The organism is Streptomyces sp. NBRC 110611, assembly GCF_001590865.1.
In the GTDB taxonomy this organism is placed as follows: domain Bacteria; phylum Actinomycetota; class Actinomycetes; order Streptomycetales; family Streptomycetaceae; genus Streptomyces.
Map to the genome: position 1 here is coordinate 61,861 of NZ_BBUY01000018.1, position 17,879 is coordinate 79,739.

The 17,879-nt window shown below is 69.2% G+C and carries 14 protein-coding genes and 1 pseudogene; 2 read left to right on the forward strand and 13 right to left on the reverse strand.

The genetic code is table 11. The features are described 5' to 3' along the window. Positions 1-9 precede the first annotated feature (9 nt). The 13 genes and pseudogenes from AZE13_RS27350 to AZE13_RS27410 all read right to left on the reverse strand — a co-directional run bounded on the left by AZE13_RS27350 (position 10) and on the right by AZE13_RS27410 (position 15,306). Positions 10-1,971, reverse strand: a complete 1,962-nt coding sequence (locus AZE13_RS27350; RefSeq protein ID WP_066937607.1) for a putative baseplate assembly protein — start codon at positions 1,969-1,971, stop codon at positions 10-12. Between the two features lie 160 nt (positions 1,972-2,131). After that, positions 2,132-2,536 (reverse strand): annotated as a pseudogene (locus AZE13_RS27355) (GPW/gp25 family protein); the annotation flags it as partial. 1 nt (position 2,537) lies between these two features. Next, positions 2,538-2,867 carry a PAAR domain-containing protein gene (locus tag AZE13_RS27360; protein WP_066937614.1) on the reverse strand — a complete coding sequence of 110 codons (330 nt, stop codon included), beginning with the start codon at positions 2,865-2,867 and terminating at the stop codon, positions 2,538-2,540. 139 nt (positions 2,868-3,006) lie between these two features. Further along, entirely contained in the window at positions 3,007-4,779 is a 1,773-nt protein-coding gene (locus AZE13_RS27365; protein ID WP_066937617.1) for a VgrG-related protein, read from the reverse strand. A gap of 137 nt (positions 4,780-4,916) precedes the next feature. Further along, entirely contained in the window at positions 4,917-5,627 is a 711-nt protein-coding gene (locus AZE13_RS27370) for a LysM peptidoglycan-binding domain-containing protein (RefSeq protein WP_066937620.1), read from the reverse strand. Then, the gene (locus AZE13_RS27375) at positions 5,624-6,073 is read right to left on the reverse strand and encodes a phage tail protein (protein ID WP_066937623.1); all 450 of its coding nucleotides are present in this window, start codon (positions 6,071-6,073) and stop codon (positions 5,624-5,626) included. The genes AZE13_RS27370 and AZE13_RS27375 overlap by 4 nt, the downstream gene beginning before the upstream one ends. Before the next feature lie 1,956 nt (positions 6,074-8,029). After that, a complete protein-coding gene (locus tag AZE13_RS27380) occupies positions 8,030-8,215 on the reverse strand; it encodes a DUF6760 family protein (RefSeq protein WP_258528019.1) in 186 nt (61 codons plus the stop codon). Between the two features lie 2 nt (positions 8,216-8,217). Beyond that, positions 8,218-8,697, reverse strand: coding sequence for a hypothetical protein (locus tag AZE13_RS27385; RefSeq protein WP_398780238.1), 480 nt, complete (start codon positions 8,695-8,697; stop codon positions 8,218-8,220). Then, positions 8,694-9,134 (reverse strand): phage tail protein, encoded by a 441-nt coding sequence (locus AZE13_RS27390; protein ID WP_107288465.1) that lies wholly within the window; start codon positions 9,132-9,134, stop codon positions 8,694-8,696. The genes AZE13_RS27385 and AZE13_RS27390 overlap by 4 nt, the downstream gene beginning before the upstream one ends. A 116-nt stretch (positions 9,135-9,250) precedes the next feature. After that, positions 9,251-11,008 carry a phage tail sheath family protein gene (locus tag AZE13_RS27395; protein ID WP_066937630.1) on the reverse strand — a complete coding sequence of 586 codons (1,758 nt, stop codon included), beginning with the start codon at positions 11,006-11,008 and terminating at the stop codon, positions 9,251-9,253. A 490-nt stretch (positions 11,009-11,498) separates the two neighbouring features. Continuing rightward, the gene (locus AZE13_RS27400; RefSeq protein ID WP_220127607.1) at positions 11,499-12,851 is read right to left on the reverse strand and encodes a M60 family metallopeptidase; all 1,353 of its coding nucleotides are present in this window, start codon (positions 12,849-12,851) and stop codon (positions 11,499-11,501) included. A gap of 445 nt (positions 12,852-13,296) precedes the next feature. After that, positions 13,297-13,959, reverse strand: coding sequence for a response regulator (locus AZE13_RS27405; RefSeq protein WP_066937635.1), 663 nt, complete (start codon positions 13,957-13,959; stop codon positions 13,297-13,299). Positions 13,960-14,076: 117 nt separating this feature from the next. Beyond that, entirely contained in the window at positions 14,077-15,306 is a 1,230-nt protein-coding gene (locus AZE13_RS27410; protein ID WP_066937638.1) for a sensor histidine kinase, read from the reverse strand. A gap of 550 nt (positions 15,307-15,856) precedes the next feature. On the opposite strand from AZE13_RS27410, the gene AZE13_RS27415 reads away from it, so the two are divergent. Both AZE13_RS27415 and AZE13_RS27420 read left to right on the forward strand, forming a co-directional pair. Then, entirely contained in the window at positions 15,857-16,726 is an 870-nt protein-coding gene (locus tag AZE13_RS27415; RefSeq protein WP_066937641.1) for a glycoside hydrolase domain-containing protein, read from the forward strand. Next, positions 16,701-17,477, forward strand: a complete 777-nt coding sequence (locus AZE13_RS27420; protein ID WP_066937645.1) for an FG-GAP repeat domain-containing protein — start codon at positions 16,701-16,703, stop codon at positions 17,475-17,477. Before AZE13_RS27415 ends, AZE13_RS27420 begins: the two co-directional genes overlap by 26 nt. Positions 17,478-17,879 lie beyond the last annotated feature (402 nt).

Consider the following 17,879-nt stretch of genomic DNA (forward strand, 5'->3'; position numbering starts at 1 on the left):
TCCCCCTGCCTATCGTGCGCGCTTCGTCGTCCTGACGGCGATCTGGTGCCGGTAGGACACAAAGAGCCCGGTGGGTCCCGCCTCGATGCGGTCCTGGGCCGGTGCCCGTTCGCCGGTGGCCGGATCGGCCGGGTACATCTCAAGCTTGGGCACCGACTCCACGTCCGGGCAGCGCGCCACCGCGGCGAAGGCGTCGCTCAGCCGCAGGGCGCGGCCGAGCGGCCAGCCGCCGTCCGTCCCCGTGGGGGAGGGCAGCGGGCTGAGGAGGCGGTGCAGCGCCTCCAGCACCTGGTCGTGTACGGCACGTTGGTCCGCGCCGGCCACCGGCTCCACCTCGGCCACCACGGTCACCCCCTGGTAGGCGGGGCCGCTGACCGCGACCCGGGTACCCAGCGGCCGGGCGGCCTCGACGGCCGTGGCCACCGCGTCGAGCATCGCCGCCGAGGGCGCCAGTTCCTGCGGATCCTGGACGTGGCCCGGTTCGAAGACCCTGGGCACGACCAGGACCCGTACCAGTGGCGGCCCCTCGCCGGAGGTGTCCGCCAGGCATTCGACACGACCCGCCTCGCGGCAGGCGGCCGCCGCGATGGCCTCGTAGTCGCGGACGGTGACCGCCCGTTCCTGGGTGCGCAGCCACTGTGCGGCGCGCTGTTTGACGCTCTCCACCGACTCGGCGTCCACCCCGCCCACCGCGCCCTTGCGGTTCTCCACCCGGGCGATCAGCGCGAGCGGGGTGCGCAGGACGGAGAGCGTGCCGGACACGACGTTGCCGTCGCGACCGCCTCCCTGGTGGTACGCGGCGACGCCGACGCGGGCGCCGATCTCCGGGACGGCGCCTCGCTGGCGCACCGTACGGTCCGCCTCGCGCACACACGGTCCGAACCGCACTTCGCCGCTGACCTCGTCCACCGTCACATGCCGGTCCTGCGGTCCCGAGGCGGCGAAGTCGGTGACCACGGTCCACTCCCGGTGTCCGCCGGTGCCCTCGGTGGTCACGGTACGCAGCGACCCGGCGGCTATGGGGGTGCGCTCCAGTGTGAAGACCTGGCCGGGGGTGCCGTCGGAGGTGCCGAGTTCCTCGTCGGTGACGACCTCGCCGTGGACCGCGGTGGTGGTACCGCCGACGGTGTGGGCCTCGACGGCGGTGATCCGTGGTGAGGCGGAGTAGTCGGGCCGGCCGGGGGCGGAACCCAGCACCCGGCAGCGCAGCCATCCGGCGCGGCGCCGTCCGATCAGCGACGGGACGTGGCCGTCCGGGATGTGCAGCACGATCTCGCCGGGGCGGTTGAGGCCGCCGGTGGTGTCGCTGTCGACCTCGCACTCCTCCCAGCGCCGGCCGCACCAGGCTTCCCACACCAGTGGGGGCCGGCGGGGGTCCACGCCCACGCCCTCCAGAGAGCAGTCGATGCCGAGTGCCACCGCACAGCGGGGGGCGGCCTCGGTCAGCCCGATCAGCAGGCTGTCGCCGGGGACGGGCGGCTGCGCGAAGCAGGTGACCGGATCGCCCGCGAGGAAACGCTCGGTAACCAGCACCGCGCCGCCGTCGCTCGCGTCCGCGGTGCCGATATGCGCGAACTCGCTCGGTACGACGTCTACTTCGCGGTCCACGGTGAACACGCAGACCGGGCCGTGTCCGGTACGCGGCCGGGCCACCTCGGTGCCGACGGGGACGGACACGACCGCCGCCTGGGGCGCCGACAGCCAGAACGTCAGCTCCGTACGGGCCGCCTGAGGGGCCATCTGCCGGACGCCGAGCAGGTCCAGGAAGCCCAGATGCACCTTCTCCGGTACCTGGTTGAGCCGGTAGGAGAGCTGGTCGACCATCTGCGCAAAGGCCTCGATGAGGGCGACTCCGGGGTCGGAGACGTTGTGGTCCGTCCACTCCGGGCAGCGGCGCTGGATGAACCTCTTGGCGTCGTCGACCAGGTCCTGGAACCGGCGGTCGTCGAGGTTCGGGCTAGGCAGGGGCATCGGGGTGGCTCCGGACGGTCGCTCTGGGGGCGGTGGTGCTGGGATCGGTGGTGCCGGGGTCGGCCTGGGGTGGGCTCGGGCCGGCGTGGACCGGGCCCGGGCCGGCAGGAACGGGGCGCAGCGCGCTGTGGCGGGAGCCGGGTGGGTTCTCCCTGTGCTCGCCGTCCCCCTCGTGGGAGGGGATCACGTAGAACGGGTGGACCAGGTTGCGGCGGCTGTTGGTGCTCGCCAGGTGGTAGGCCACGTGGATACGCAGCATGTCCTGCTCGTCCGCGCTCTGGACGACGTCCACGTCGTCGACGACGATGCGCGGCTCCCAGCGCTCCAAGGCCCGGCGCACCTCGTGGGCGATGGCTCCGCTGGTGGCGGCGTCGAAGGAGCCGAAGATCCGGTCCCGGATCGCGCAGCCGAACTCGGGCCGCATGGGCCGTTCTCCGGGTTCGGTGGCCAGGATAAGCCGGATGGCCTGCTCCACGTCGGCCGTCCCTTCGGCCATGGCCGTCCCGCCGGACGGGCTCACGCCGATCGGCCAGGACCAGCCCCGTCCGATGAAGACCTCGGACATCTCAGCCACCGATCCGTACGGTGGGCGCCCCGCCGGTGACCGTCGCACCGCACGGCAGTTTGTCGCCCATCTTCGCGGCGGGCATCCCGCCGATGAGCACGGTCCTGCCGGGCACCGGAACGGCGATCAGCGGCATGGGCGGAAGCGGCGGTATGTGCGCGGGGAACGCGCAGGTCGCCAGGGACGCGGCCACCGCGGCGGGCTGACCGCCGATCAGCACCGTGGGGGCCATCGGCGGCCCGGTGATGGCCCCGGTACCCACCGGGACCGGTACCGGAGTGGGGTTGGGGATGTGGGACGTGGCGTCGCCGATCCGCGCTGCGGGGGGCATGGGTTCTTCTCCTTGCTCAGCTGTGGTGCTCGCTGTCTTGCTCGGCTGGTCCTGCTCAGCTGGTCCTGGTGTGCTGGTCCTGCTCGGTTGATCTCGCTCGGTTGATCTGGCTCGGGTGATCTGGCTCAGTTGATCTGGTTCAGTTGATCTTCACTAGCGCGGCGGAGAGCTCGGCCAGTGCACCGCCCTTGAGCTTCACCGCGCCGGTCCCGGACACCTTCACGTCGGTTCCGGAGACGTCGACCCGGGTACCGGAGAGCTTGATCTGGGTGCCGTTGAGCTTCAGCGCACCCGATCCCGCATCCAGCGTGATCCCGTCGCCCTTGACGCTCACGGCCCGCTTCGCCTCGATCTCCACTGTGCCGTTGCTCTGGATGGCGATCCGGGTGCTGCTCTGGTCGAGCTCGATCTGCAGCTTGTCGTCACCGGTGGCCACCAGGACCCCCAGCCGCCCCCGGTCCGCGTCCAGCAGCTCCAGCCGGTGCCCCTTCTTTGAGGCGAAGGAGCGGCGGTTGGTGGTCCCCTTCGTCTTGTCGTAGAGCGGTACGCGGTGCCGGGGCGGCTTGTCGACGCCGTTGTAGAGCCCGCCGATGACGTACGGGCGGGCCAGACTTCCTTGTTCGAAGCCGACCAGCACCTCGTCGCCCACCTCCGGGACGACGATGCCGCCGCCCTTGCAGCCGCCGAGTTGCACCGTGCGGGCCCAGTCGCTGACGTAGTCGTCGGACAGCCACGGGAAGCACAGCTTGACCCGTCCCTCGTCCTTCGGGTCCTTGATGTCCACGACCTGGGCGGAGACCATCCCCGGGATCCGGCGCAACCCCGCCTCCGCGTCGCCGGTCCGCCCCGCCACCGCGCGGTCGGTGCCCTCCCGGACCACGAGGTCGGTGAGGTAGCCGGTGTCGGGGTGGTATTCGTGACGTACGGAGGTGACGGTGTAGCGGCCCTCGTAGCGGCTGCCGAGTCCGCCGAGGGTCACCGCCGAGCGCAGCCGCAGCCGGGGCTCGCCGCGCACCACGGCCTCCAGTTCGCTCAGGCCCGCGGCGACCTCCTGCGCCATGGCGTCGGCGACCGCCTCGACCTCGTGCTGGCTGGAGCGCGGCGCCGAGGACAGCTGGAGCGGCGCTCCTCGTACGGCCCGCTCCCCCGTCTTCCAGGGCACATCGCGTGACGGAGTGGTGCCGATGCGCCGGTCGGCCACCAGTTCCTTCTTGCGCTGCGGGTCCCAGCCGCGGACCTGCACCGTGGTCACCTGCTCGCGCAGGGTGGCCCCGGTCCGTACCCTCACGAGATTCCGTCCGTACTCCAGGACGAAGGGGCTCTGCCGGGCACCGGTTCCCCTGGCCGGTGCCCCCGTGGCCTTGGCACGACCCCGGAAGTGCAGCGCGCCTCCACGTACGAAGACATCGCAGGCGTTCTCCCGGGCCAGGTGGGTGAGGAACTCCCAGTCAGAAACGCCTGGTTGGGTGATGACGTCATAGACCAGGGACGTACGGTCCACGGTGCCGACCTTCAGGCCCGCCTGCCGCGCCAGCTTGGCGGCGATCTCGCCCGCCGACATCTGCTGGTAGCCGGCCACCCGGCGCCCCCGTTTGAGCCGGTGGGCGCAGTCCTCGGCCAGGACGGCGCTGAAGGTGCCCGACTCCGACGCGCGGACCTCACAACCGGTGATCTCGCCCTCGAACAACTCGCAGGTGACCTTGCCGTCGTGGGCGGTCACCTCCAGCCGCGCGCCCAGCTTGAGCCCGGTCCTGGCAGGCAGTTCACCGCCGGGGTCGCGAAATCCGAGTTCCGCCGAGGCCGAGTCCCGGTGGGACTCCTCGACGACCGCCCAGCCCAGGGCGAGGCTCCAGGCCATGGGCAGGGGCTGCCCACCGACCCGTACAGTGAGCCCCGTGGTATGACGCGCCATCAATTGTCTCCGCTCACTTGCTGATCCACGTGCCTGACCGCCCTCGCCTGCCCGGGCGCCCCTTGCCGCCCCGCCTCTTCTCGCCACTCACCACTCACCACTCACCACTCACCGCTCACCGCTCACCGCTCAGACCGTCACCCGTCCTCGTGACCCGGCAGCAGGACCTGTGCGCCCGGACGCAGCCGCCAGGGGTCGTGCAGCCCGTTGAGCCGGGCGATATCCCGCCAGGCCGCCGCGCTGCCGAGCTCCTGCTGCGCGATCGAAGGAAGCGAGTCACCCGCGACGACGGTGCGCGACCGACGTGACGTCAGCGCACCGGATGTCGGGTTCTGCCCCTTCGTCGCACCGCCGATCTCCTCCAGCGTGATCTCACAGACCGCCCGCTGCGGACTGCCCTGCGGGGAGAAGCGGGTGTAGGTGGCGTGCACCTTGCGCATGTAGGAGAGGAAGGACACCGAGGCGAAGTCGCCCCACCGGAACCTGACCCACGGCGGCGAGGGGCGCTCCGCGTCGATGCTGGACTCGGTCGGCGCGCAGCACTCCAGGAGCTTGGAGACCCGGGCGTCGACCGAGCGCCCCCGCTTGTCGGCCCCGTCCAGCAGCACCGTCATAGCCAGGACACGCGGCCGACTGCCGGTGAATTCGGGGACGGCGGTGCGGGGCGCGGAGCGTACGGTGTGCCGGGCCCAGGCCGCCCCCTTGGCCAGGACCAGTTCGGCGGGGTTGAACTGCATCCGGACCTCGTCCATGAGCGGTCCCGGGTCGGTTCCGCCGCCGCTGGGCGGGGCGTACATCTCAAGGGTCGCCCGCACCATCTTGTCCCGGCTCTCCTGCGGCCCGCTCATGTCGTACCCGCCCTGAAGAATCCGTGGTGCACGATCTCCAGCACCTCCATGGCCGCGCCGGGTGACGCGGTGTCGAAGTTCGGACCGCTCCAGGCCACCGGCACCACGTTGAGCAGATCCCACTTCGCCAGCACCGATCCGGTGGCCGAGAGCGAGGCGATCTGACCGGTGCGCCGCCGGGTGTCGTTCACCGCGTCGAGCACCCACTGGCTGGTCTTCTCCGCTTCGGCGGTCACCGGGCGCGACAGAACCAGCGGCGGATAGGTGATCCGCCGGGGCAGATACCAGGCCGAGTCGTTGCGGCCGCCCTCGGTGTACTCCTCCACCTCGACCGTGCAGGCCAGACCGGTGCACCGGGTGAAGACGCCCAGGTCGGTTCCGTCGATGGCGAGCCGGAAGCGGTGCGTCGTCCCCGGATCGGCCGCCGTTGCCGATTTTCCTGACATGCTGTCACCCCTCTCCGCGCAGTGTCCGGCTGCGCGGCCGACCCGGTGGTGTACGGGACGCGGCCGCCCCGCCCCTGCCGCTCCCACCGCCACTACCACTGCCTGGAATTCCCCAACTGCCCATACTTGCCTGAGGCTTGTCGCCTACCGGCAGGCCGGCGGTCATTCGGCTGCGGGCACCGCTCATCGGCACGACGGACTGTGCCGCATCCGCCCCTTCATGCCCTTCCCCCGTCCCCTGGCCTCCCTCCGCCTCCGGGTCGATCGTGGGAGCGGTCGACGCGACGGCCGTGACAGCCCGCCGCCGGGACGCTGCCGTTCCGGCAGGGGTGGCGGGAGCCGGGTGGGGGTGGGGGCGCGGGGCGGAGTGGGCGCGCGGTACGGGGAGCGGAGGGTGGACGGGGAACGGAGAGGGGACGGGATGCGGAGGGTGGACCGGGAGCGGAGAGGGGACGGAGCGGAGGTGACGGCCAACGCGAGCGGTGACTGCCGCGCGATCCGATATCGCGTTCACGTGTACTGATGTGTGTGCAGCAGCAGATGTAACAGTGCCTACGCCTTTAGCTCTGCCTACACCTTGAGGTCCGCCTATGCCTTGAGCTGTACCCCTGCCGCTATCTGCGTCCGGCAGGCTCGGAGCGGTCATGGAGCTGTTCCTCCGCGACACCGCCTCCTGAACCTGTTGGGCCTGTTGGGTCCGTGCGGCTCCTCCCACTTGTGTGGGCCGTTCGGCGCCTTCGGCTCGTTCGGCTTCTTCAGCTCGTTCGCGCGATGCGCTGCGCGAGGCCACGACCGGTACGTACCCGTCAGGTGAACGCCCCCGGGCTCCCCTCGGGCCCGGCCGGGCAGTCAGCTGGTCCAGCTCCTCCCGCCCTTCCGGCCCCTCGTGACGCGCCTTCCTGCGGCGCTTCGGCTTCGATGCCTCACATTCAGTCGCGAGGTCGTCGCCCCGCACAGCCGGAGAAGGCATGCCCGAACTCGTCATCCCCGCCGGGTGGTTGGACTTCGTCTCCACACGCGCCAGACCAGCCACCACTGCATTCGCCCCAGACCTTCCTCTCTTCGCCCCCGCCCCCTGGGCGAACTGCACCAGTGGGACGCGGTCCGCGACCCGTTCCTCCGCCTGACCTCCTTCAGCGCCGCCGGTGTCCCTCCCCGGCCCACCAGGACCGACGGCCTGCCGACCGGCACGCGCCCGTTCACCGCCGTGCCGCCACCAGCGGTCCCGCCACTGCCTCTCGCGGCGGGGACTCCTCCCGGACCGCCCCGCACCTCGCCCCTCGTCTTCGCCCACGCCCTCCTTCCGCTCCACGACCACCACGCCCTTCGCGCCCTTCACATCCTTCGCGTCCTCGACGCCTTCCATACGGGCCACACGGGCCGGCCCGGGCCGGCCGACTGCGTCGACCAGCCCGCCGCCACCGTCACCGTCACTGCCACTGCCACCACTGCCGTCGCTCTCCGGCTCCGGCTCCCGCTCCCGGTCCACGGCCCACACCAGTGGCGCCGCCCGGCGATGCAGCGGATAACCAGTCGCACTCCACAGACCGATGGCCGTACGGAACACCAACGGAGGCTCCGGATCGACCACCAGCGCCTGCTCCCCGCTCAGCCGAGGGTCCCGCCACGCCGTCAACGCAGCGGCCGCGCGCGGCGCGTCCGTGACGGTCCGTACGCCATCCACGCAGGCGAGGGCGAGGGGGGAGATGATCCGGACCCCCGGACCGGTCCTCGGCTCCGCCACCGGCGCGAGAGCCGCGGAGACCTCTGCCTCGGCTCTTGTACGAGCCGACCGCCGCGACCGCCACGATCGCCGCGCCACGCCGCGCATCCGCTGCAACATTTCCCTGGTGTCCCTCACTGTCTCGGCTGCTGCAACAGCCCTGACTTCCTTGACCGCGTCGGTTGCGGCACCTCAACTGCTACGAATTCCCCGGCCGCGTCACCAAGCCCTCGTCAGGCCTGGATTCCCTGACGCCCCTGACCGCCGCCCTTGCCCGCCACATGCTGATTGATGGTTCCGATCTGCCGTATGTAGCGTCTGCGTTCGCCGTGTTCCAGGTCGAGGATTTCGCTCAGCGGCCAGTGGAAGTAGTAGGCGATGTACGCGATTTCCGCATGGAGGTCGTCGATCGCGTACACCGTCATTCCCCCAGGCGGCTCCCCATGTCCACCTGGAACTCGTGCCGGCAGTTCGGGCACACGGTGGACGCGAGCGCGGAGCCATCGGTATTGATCTTCTCGTAGAACCTCTGCAGGAATGCCAGGTCCGCGGCGAACATCTCCTCCACGACCCCGGCGTGAATGTCCGTCAGGGTGCCCAGCCGTGTGATGAGCCGTCCGAGCAGGACGACGGACAGATAGGCGGGGTTCTCCTGCACCCTCTGGTCCTTGAGCGGAATCAGCTCGTCACGGGCCGTCGCAAGGCGCATCACGCCCTCCCGATGGACATTCCCCTTGCCGTCCACGTAGCCGCGCGGCAGGGTGAAGGGGAATTCTGTCGGGAGGGCTGCGGGCCCGTTGGACGGGCCCGCAGCCGAAGGCAGCGTGGTGGGCGTATGCGGCGCGGCCGGCTCGGACGGCACTGCCGGGGACGGGCCTTCCGTGATACGCCCACGCCTCACGAGTCCTCGACCTTCATCTCTTCGAATTCGATGGTGACGGACTCATCGACCGCGTTCGTCTGACCCGCGATCAGGTCGCCGCTCTGCCACGAGCTGGCCCAGGCCCGCATCAGCGTGATGCGCCGGACCGTCTTTCCGGTGTTGTCCTTCATCTCGATGGTGACGTTCTTACGCCCCTTGGTCACATCACCCTTTTCGTACGTCTCCTTGATCCAGTCGCCCAGGGCCTTGCTCTTGTCCATGCCACGGGTGATGGTGACGCTGCCGGGGGTCTTGGCACCCGGCTGCTTACGCGTGTAGACAACGCCCTTGTCCGTCACATGCTGGCTGGTGATGACGTCCTGCTGCATGCCCAGTCCGCTGATGCTCTTCAGCTGCTCCAGCTGAACACCGTCGATCTGGATACCAAAGGTGTGGACGACAAAGTTGTCCTGCATATCCGCCACTATCGAACCTCACGTTTCATTGCTGTACTCAGTGCTTGGGTAGGGGAGTTGGATCTGCCGAGCTTTGCACCGGTCCCACCCCACCCGATGGCAGGTCCGGTTTCCGGTTACGTACCCGAACCGCCCAGCGATTCCTGCGAAATGCGGAAGACCACGAACTCGGCCGGCTTGACCGGCGCCACGCCGATCTCACACACGACCTGGCCGGACTCGATGACTTCCGGCGGGTTGGTCTCGGAGTCGCATTTGACGTAGAAAGCCTCGTCGGGGGTGGCGCCGAAGAGGGCACCCTGCCGCCACTCGCCTACCAAGAAGGCGGCCACATTGCGGCGCATGGTGGCCCACAACCGCTCGTCGTTGGGCTCGAAGACCACCCACTGGGAGCCCTGGAAGATGGACTCCTCCAGGTAGTTGAAGAGCCGGCGGACGTTCAGGTAGCGCCACGCCGGGTCGCTGGAGAGCGTACGGGCACCCCAGATACGGATGCCGCGCCCGGGAAAGCTGCGGATGCAGTTGACGCCCGCGGGATTGAGCTGTTCCTGCTCACCCTTGGTGATCTGGATGCCCAGGTCCAACGCACCGCGCAGAACCTCGTTCGCGGGCGCCTTGTGCACCCCGCGAGCTTCGTCGTTACGCGCCCACAGCCCCGCTACGTGACCGGACGGAGGCATCAGGAAGCTCTTGCCGGTGGACGGGTCGGCCACCTTGATCCAGGGGTAGTACAGGGCGGCGAATTTGGAGTCGAACCCGGCGTCGTTCTGCCGCCACTCGTAGACCTCGGACGGTCCCATGTCCGGCAGCGGGTCGATGATCGCCATGCGGTTGGCCATGCCCTCGCAGTGGTTGATCATCGCCATCTGGACGGCCTTCACCTGCTCGCCGTCGAGGGCACCGCGTTCGTACGCCGCCATCAGGTCAGGTGCGGCGACCATGGTCACATCGTCGATCGCCTCCAGGCCGGAGAGGCCGGAGCGCCTGCTCACATCGCCGACATAGCGGCCGACCGCGCTGCCCGTCACCCCCACGGCTCCGGCTCCGGCCAGCTGGGCACCGCTCTCCGCCGCCGAGGCGGCGGGCAGCATCAGGGACGTCTTCTCGGGAAGTGCCAGGGCCGCACCGGCGGTGGCGCCCGCCTCCTCGATGAGGATGAGCTTCGACCGCTCCCGGACCTGAGTGACCACGTACTGGGCCGAGGCCCTGTCGGTGGAGACGTCAAAGGTCTCCGTCGGCGAACCACCGAGATGCACCGTCAGCCGGTAGGAACCCTGTCCGCCCTTCACGCCATCCTTGTCGCCACCCTTGTCGGCCCCCTTGTCGCCTTCCTTGTCACTGTCCTTGTCGCTGTTCGCGGCGGCCGCCTCGCCGCCGTCCTTCCCGGTCCTGCTTCTCGCGCTCTCGGCCGCGGACCTGCGGGTCCTGGTGCCCGTGCCGCCCTCCGGCTCCGTACACCGCACGTCGACGGAGATGTCCTGCCCGGCCGCCGACGGGAGGGCCGTGATCCGGAAGCCCCCGAGCATCCGCGACGCGGCCACCATCTCCACGTCACCAGCACCGGCACCGGCACCGGCACCCACCGTGGCCTGTCCTTCCGCGGCCGCACTGTCTCCGGCGACGCGCACCACGTAACACGTGCCGCCGCCATTGGCGAAGTATCCATAGACGGAGTGCCCGAGGTACGAACCCTCCATGAAGTCGCCGAATGTTTGCGCGAACTGGCTCCAATTGGTGACGCGCACGGGCCGGTCCAGCGGCCCCTTTTCTGCGAATCCGACAAAGGCCGCTACTGCGGTGCCAACCCCTTCGACCGGACGCGATCCGCCCTCCATCTCCTCTACGAACACACCCGGGGACAGATAGTTAGGCACCCGCAACTCCTTATCTCACGTTTACTGACTGCCTTGCCAGGACTCAGCGGCAACAGCTCAGCGCTTTCAAAAGTCGGAAATGATAAAAGACGACACCATCGCACACGCGAAATGCGAACGACGGAGAAGAGCGCCAGGGGCACAGACAATGCCGAAGGAATTCTTCGACCGGCCACCCACCCGTCACAAGAATCCTTGCAGCACTTGATCATTTATCCGTAGGGACCAAAGTCCCTACAGTCAGGGCCGTACGTAACCAAACTGCACCTACGCCTACTTGACTGGGCCTCAGCAGGCAGTGAGCCGGAAGTGGACCTCAAGGGGAGGAAGTTGAAACGCAAACCGGACCACGTCGAGTGCGATGCCCCGCCATCAGCCGCTACGCTCCCCCGTGCGTGTGCGGGCGAGCCGCCGAGGCAATCCGAACCTGGTGCACGGAGAGGGCGGCTGACGGCGGGAGGCTGTCCAGGCCTACGTGCGCGGTACCCTGCTACTGGCCGAAGGGTACTATCGACACCTTGCGTTCTCCTCCGAGGGTGAACGGGTCGACCCGGGGCTTCGGGAACTTCATCGCGTCGAAGAGCTTGCCGAGCTCCTCGCCCGGGAACACTCCCCACTTCGCGAAGAATTCCCGCAGGTCCTCACCCGCGATCGCACTGGTCTTCATAATCAGGGCATCCTGAGCCCTCTGCGGCTTCGGGAACTCCTCCTCAAGGATCAGTCTGTTGACCGAGCGCCAGAAGTCCTTGCTGCCATAGGCGAGGGCAAGCTGGTCGAGCATGACGGCTCCCCGCACACTCTCCAGCGTCGGCTTCGCCTCGCGGAGCTTGGCCAGCGTCCTGGTGTGCCACCCCCGCGGGCCGGACAACGGCAGTCCGGAGATGTCCCGCTCAACCTGAACGGCATAGATGCCCGCCATCGCCTCCCCCAGTCCGTCGCCGCTGACCGGCTTGAGCTGACGCGGGCGGCTCAGCTCCCGCCAGATGTCCCAAGCGGTCTCGCCCCGGGACAACTTGCCCGAGGAGAGGAGAACCCCGGCGTGGGCGGGGCCGAAGGCTGTGTAGCCGTTCGCGGTCCGGGCCGTGCCCTTCCTCTTCTGGCCGTCCAGGACGATGTGCTGACGCAGCGGACTGGGAGCCAGGCTGCCGCCCTCCTCCCCGACATCGTTGACGCGGTCCTGTATGCGAACGATCGCGTCATAGGTCCGCATCAGCTTGACCGGGTCCTGGTCGCGGTACTTCAGTGCCGTGGCCCGGTCCACGGTGACGATGACCCGCTCGCTGACGTACTCGACCCACGGGGCATCGGAATTGTCCAGCATGGTGCGGAAGTTCTCGCCGCTCGTCTCGCCGAGCACGAAGCGCGGGACCTTCGCAAAATGTCCCGCGAACTCCACAGAGGTGGTGGCGGACGAGTTCCCCTCGACGGTGAGGTACAGCATGCCGCCGGTCTCGTCGCCAATGCGGTTGGTACCCGGCTTGAGGGTGATGACGCGCTGCTTGCCCCCGTCATGCTTGGCGCCTGGAACACCGATCCGCAGCTTGACCCTGCCGGCCCGGCTGTCAGGGGTGTCGGCGACTTCGGCGAACCCCGACCTCCCACTCGGCGGCACGTGCAGGCCGGTGCTCTGCGCACCGCTCAGCCGGAACGAGGACTTCAGACGCTGTTGCTCCTTGGCCGGCGACGGCTTCGCGGACAGCTGGAACGTCTCGGCACACAATTCGGTGGTGTAGTGCCTGGTGTCCACGGAACTGATGTTCCGGTCGGGCCTCGGATTGACTGCTGCCGCATCCGCGGCCACGACAGTGGCGCCCATGACCGCCGCCACGGCCGCTGCGGCCATGACCACGGTGCGCCTGCTGGTGGCCGGCCGACCGGCCCGGGACCTCGGCGAAGTATCAGACGTCACTGGGGATTTTCCTTTCCCGTCCTCACCGTGTGGCGAGGTATGCGAACTTCTTTTCGCGACAGTGTTCTCCAGCGGCCCTGGGGAGCCCAGCGCTCCGTCATCTCCGGTGAAAACCGCCTGCATTGATTCCATCACGGGCCCGGGCGTCAGATTGTGGACCAGAGTGCCGATTAGGTAGGCCTTAGTGCATCTTCGCGGCCCGGCGATTCGCACCGGAAGAGCAATTCACACCGGAAGAGTCAAAGAGCGGCCCCGGAGCGGAAAGGAAACGCCGGCCTTCACCACCTGTCAGTGGGTGGTGAAGGCCGGCGTTCGTATCGTGCCGGCGAAGGTTCCGGCTCGGCCCGTCACGCCGTCCGCTCGCCGGTGATACCTGCCGCTACGCTCCGGTGGCAGGGAGTAAATCGAGTTCGAACGCCACGAGCGCGGCCTGGGTGCGGTTCTCCACTTCGAGTTTGACCAGTATCCGCGAGACATGCGTCTTGACGGTCGAGGTGGTCAGGTGCAGCTGCTCGGAGATCTCGGCATTGCCCAGCCCCTGCCCCAGGAGCCCGAAGACCTCCCGCTCGCGTTCGCTGAGCTTGGCGGCCATGGCGCGGATGCGGGCCTTGCGCTGCGAGCCGGGCCGGGCGACGTGGGTGAGGAGCTGTTGGGTGACGGCGGGGGACAGTACGGTGCCCCCGGCCACGACGGTGGAGACCGCGTGGATGAGCTGTTGCGGGGTGAGCTGCTTCATCAGAAACCCCGAGGCTCCGGCGTGCAGGGCCGCGGTGATGTTCTCGTCCATGCCGAAGGTGGTCAGCACGAGCACCTTCGGCGGGTCCGGCTCGGTGAGCAGGCGCCGGGTGGCACAGAGTCCGTCGCAACGTGGCATGTCGAGGTCCATCAGGACCACATCCGGACGCCATTTCCGCGCCTGGGCGATCGCCTCGCCGCCGTTGCCGGCCTCCGCGACGACCGTGATCTCGGGGGAGGTCTCCACGATGGCACGGATACCCGCGCGCACCAGGTCGTCATCGTCCGCGATCACAACGTTGATCATGTCGTTCTCCTCACTGCGGGGCGGAGCCCGGGAACGGGCACCTGAGAGGGAAGGGAAGGGTGAGGTGGGTGCTGCCGCTGACCGTGCCCACGTCCCCGGTCCCGGGAAGAGGCGGAGTCATGGTTGGTGACCGGCAAACCGTGCTTCCAGGAGGAAGCCCCCTGCGGGGTCGGCGTCGGCACGCAGCGTGCCCCCCGCGGCCTGGATCTCCTGCCGGAGCCAGGACAGACCGTGGCCGGTGCCGGGCAGCGGAGCGGTGCCGGAGGGCGGTGGGCCGTTGTGCACGGCGACGATCAACGAGGCGTCGGCCGCCTGGGCGATCCGGACATCGATCGCCCCGCCGGCGGCATGACGCACGGCGTTGCTCAGCCCTTCGGCGATGACCTTGTACGCGAGGTCCTGCGCGACCGGGCCAGGTGGTTCGGCAGTGATGCGGGCGCCGACGGTGATCTTGTGACCGCTGCTGCGATAGCGCGTGAACAAAGGGGCCAGATCGGATAGTTGCCGCTCGTCCTCCGTAGGGGATTCGCCGGGCCCGGGGGTCTTCGCGACGATCTCTCGCAGGGCGTTCACGGCGTCGCGCCCGGCGTCGGAGATGAGCGAGCACCGCTCCTTGATGGGCGCCGAGGCATCCGCGCGGACCGCGATGGCGCCGGCCTGGAGCACCATGAGGGTGACCTGTTGCCCCACCCCGTTGTGAATGTCCCGCACCAGCCGCTCGCGCTGCCGTAGCGCCGCTTCCCGGAGGCGGCCTTCCTGGAGGAGGGCTTCTTGCGCCTGCTGCTCGGCAGCGAGCACGGCCATCTGCCGGTGCGCTTGGGCCACATAGCCCAGGAGGACCGGGAGCAGAATGATCACTACGCTGTCGGCCAGGATGGCCTCCGCGTTCGGAGCCCGCGCGACCAGCGCTTCGGGGGTCGCCAGGACGAAGGCCAGGGAACCGACCACCAGCATCGAAGCCAGTACGTAGCGGCCCTGGCGGACCGCCGTGTAACAGGCGCCGGTGGCGCTCAGCAGATGGCCGGTGATCACGACGCCGACGGCCGACACCAGGGAGTACGGGACGAGCAGGCGTTCGCGCCACACCGTGGCCACGGAGATGACGACGGACACCGTCACCCCCGCGGTCCTGCTGGCGACAAGGCCCGAGTACGGCAGGGCCACCGCGATCCCCACGAGCGGCACCCCGTAGAGCACCGCCTGGATCGTGTTCTTCCACCGGCTGTCGCACAACCTCCGGTACCCACTCATGACCATGCCGCGCGGCTCGGCGGCCGCCTGCTGCCCGTGGCGGACGTCCGCCCCTGGCGGGGCCGTCACGCCCCCCTGGTACTGCTGCTCGGACATGGATTTCCCATTCGCCATTCTCATTTCTCACGTTTCGCCGGACCGGCCGGGGCCTGGACCGGCGCGCGCCACGCCGACGGCGTCGACTCTTCGCTGCATCGTATGTGCGGGGATGTCGTCGGACCGGGACAGCCGTGTAGTCCTTGGTACCGAAAGTCGTGTAGCCCTTGGTGCCGAAGTTCGTGTAGCCCTTGGTACCCAAAAGAGGTTGTAGCCCGAAGTTGATGAATTCGTCATCCTTCGTTGGGTAACAGCGGTCAATAAGTCCACCGGATAAGGGCTTTGGTAGGCAGAAATTCCGCCGCGTCTGAATTTCAATCTCCGTCAAGGATCCCGCCGTCACGACGCAACGCGACGGCTCGGACACCACGACTCGGAGAACCATGACATCCGCGATACCCCCACTCCCCCGGCTGCCCCGGCTCGTCGGCGGAACTCTCGCCGCCACCGCGCTCCTCTCCCTGACCACCCCCCCGTCGCGGCAGCGGCCGACGAGCCCTCCGCCGGGTCCTCCGGCTCCGCCGGGTCCGTCAGCTACGGCGGCTGGCAGGTGCCCGTCCCGGACGGCTGGCAGGTCGTCGACCTGGAGCGTTCCCCTGAGGCGTGCCTCCGCCTGGACCAGCCCGCGCTGCATCTCGGCCGCGCTGGTGAACAGGCGCGCTGCACGGGCGGCGCCGTCGGCGAACGGGCCGAGACGGTCCACCTGGAGCCGCTGGAGGGCGCATCGCAGCGCGCCGACATCCCGACGGTGACGGTGTCCTCGGGCACCGAGGGCTTCGATGCCTGCACAGCCCCGAGCGGGTCCCAGATGAAGGCGTGGCGCAAGGCGTCGCCCTACCGGGCGGTGGGGGTCTACATCGGCGGCAGCACACGGGCCTGCGCGCAGCCCCAGCTCACCGCGGAGTGGATCCGCCGGCAGGCGGCGGACGGCTGGCACCTCATGCCGATCTGGGTCGGCCCCCAGCCCTGGAACGATAAGAAGGCGCCCGCCACCCGCCTGATCAAGAACGAGGCCGGCGCCGCACACCAGGGCCGGCAGGCGGCGGACGGTGCGGTGCAGGCCGCGAAGGGCCTCGGCCTGGGGCCGGGCGCCGCACTCTACAACGACGTCGAACACTACAACGACCGCAAGGGCTTCGACGGCCCCGTGCGCGCGTATCTGTCGGCCTGGACCAAGCGCCTCCACGAGCTGGGCTACCGCTCGGGCGCGTACGTCCACGCCTCTTCCGGCGTCCAGGCCCTGAAGGCCCCACGGCGGCGTCACCCTCAACATCGACCGCAACCACCTCGACGTACGCGCCCCGCAGAAGGCCCCCACCAAGCCGAAGCCCACGCCGGGCCCAGGGCCGAAGCCCCAGCCGAAGCCTCGCCCCTTCGAGGATGTCACCGATCTTGTGGCCTCGGCGGACTTCAACGGTGACGGCCGTACCGACATCGCGGCGGTGCGCAAGGACGGTTCCCTGCATGCGTTCTACGCCAAGCCGGACGGCACGCTGGAGTACGGCCGGGCACTGTGGCACGACAGGACGTGGGGAGGGATGCGGCGGATCGTCGGCGGGGACTTCAACGGCGACGGCATCGGCGATCTGATCGCGCTGTGGGCCAATGGCGAGCTGCGCCAGTACACCGGTACCCGCGAGGGGCACGTGCGGGCGCGTGGCCGCATCTGGCCCGACAACACCTGGAAGAACGTACGGACCTTCGCCGCCATGCGCGATGACCGCAGCGGCCGCGACGGGCTGGTGGCCATCGCCAGGGACGGCTTGCCTGTACTTCTACCCGACGCGGGCCGACGGCACCCTGGCCGCGTTCTCCGGGCGCCGCACGCTGTGGCACGACACTTCCTGGAAGCGGATGAAGCACCTGGTCGCCGGGGACTTCCGCGAACGGCCGGCACGGGACATGTCGCTCGGCGGGCGGTACACGGATCTCGCCGGGTCCACCAGGGCGGGAGCTTCCGCCTGTATACCGGCTCGGCCCCGGGCAAGCTGTCCCGGGCGTACACGCCGTTGTGGAAGGACACCTCCTGGGGCAGCCGCAAGGCGCTGTTGGGCGGGGACTTCAACGGTGACGGCAAGTCCGATGTGGTGGGTATCCGCAGTGATGGCGTCCCACAGTTGTACGTCGGTGACGGCGCCGGCCGCCTCTCCGACGGCAAGCGCATGAACTGAGTTGAACGGGCGGTTCCAGTAGGGAGGTCCTCTCGGCCGAGAATGCTTGCCGGCTCGGCCGAGAGGACCCGTTCTCTTCGCACGAACCAATCTCCCTGCAAGGTGAGTTGACCCGCCCTCATCCGCGCCAGGCCCTGTCGTCCCTGCACCGAGGCGGGGTGGTCATGAACCCTGATCCGCGACACCATGTCCCACCAGGCCACCCCTGACAGGACACCCCGGCAGTCAGCGCTGTCCGACAGTGAACAACTCCTGTTCAGCGGTGCACTACGGCACGACAAAGCATGGGCGCACTACGAGAACCCACTGCTGAGGATCTCGTTCTGGTCGATGGCCAAGCAGTTCCCGGCGATGATGGCCAGTGTCGCCAGAGCCGGGTGGCGGGAAGACCCGCGAGCCCTG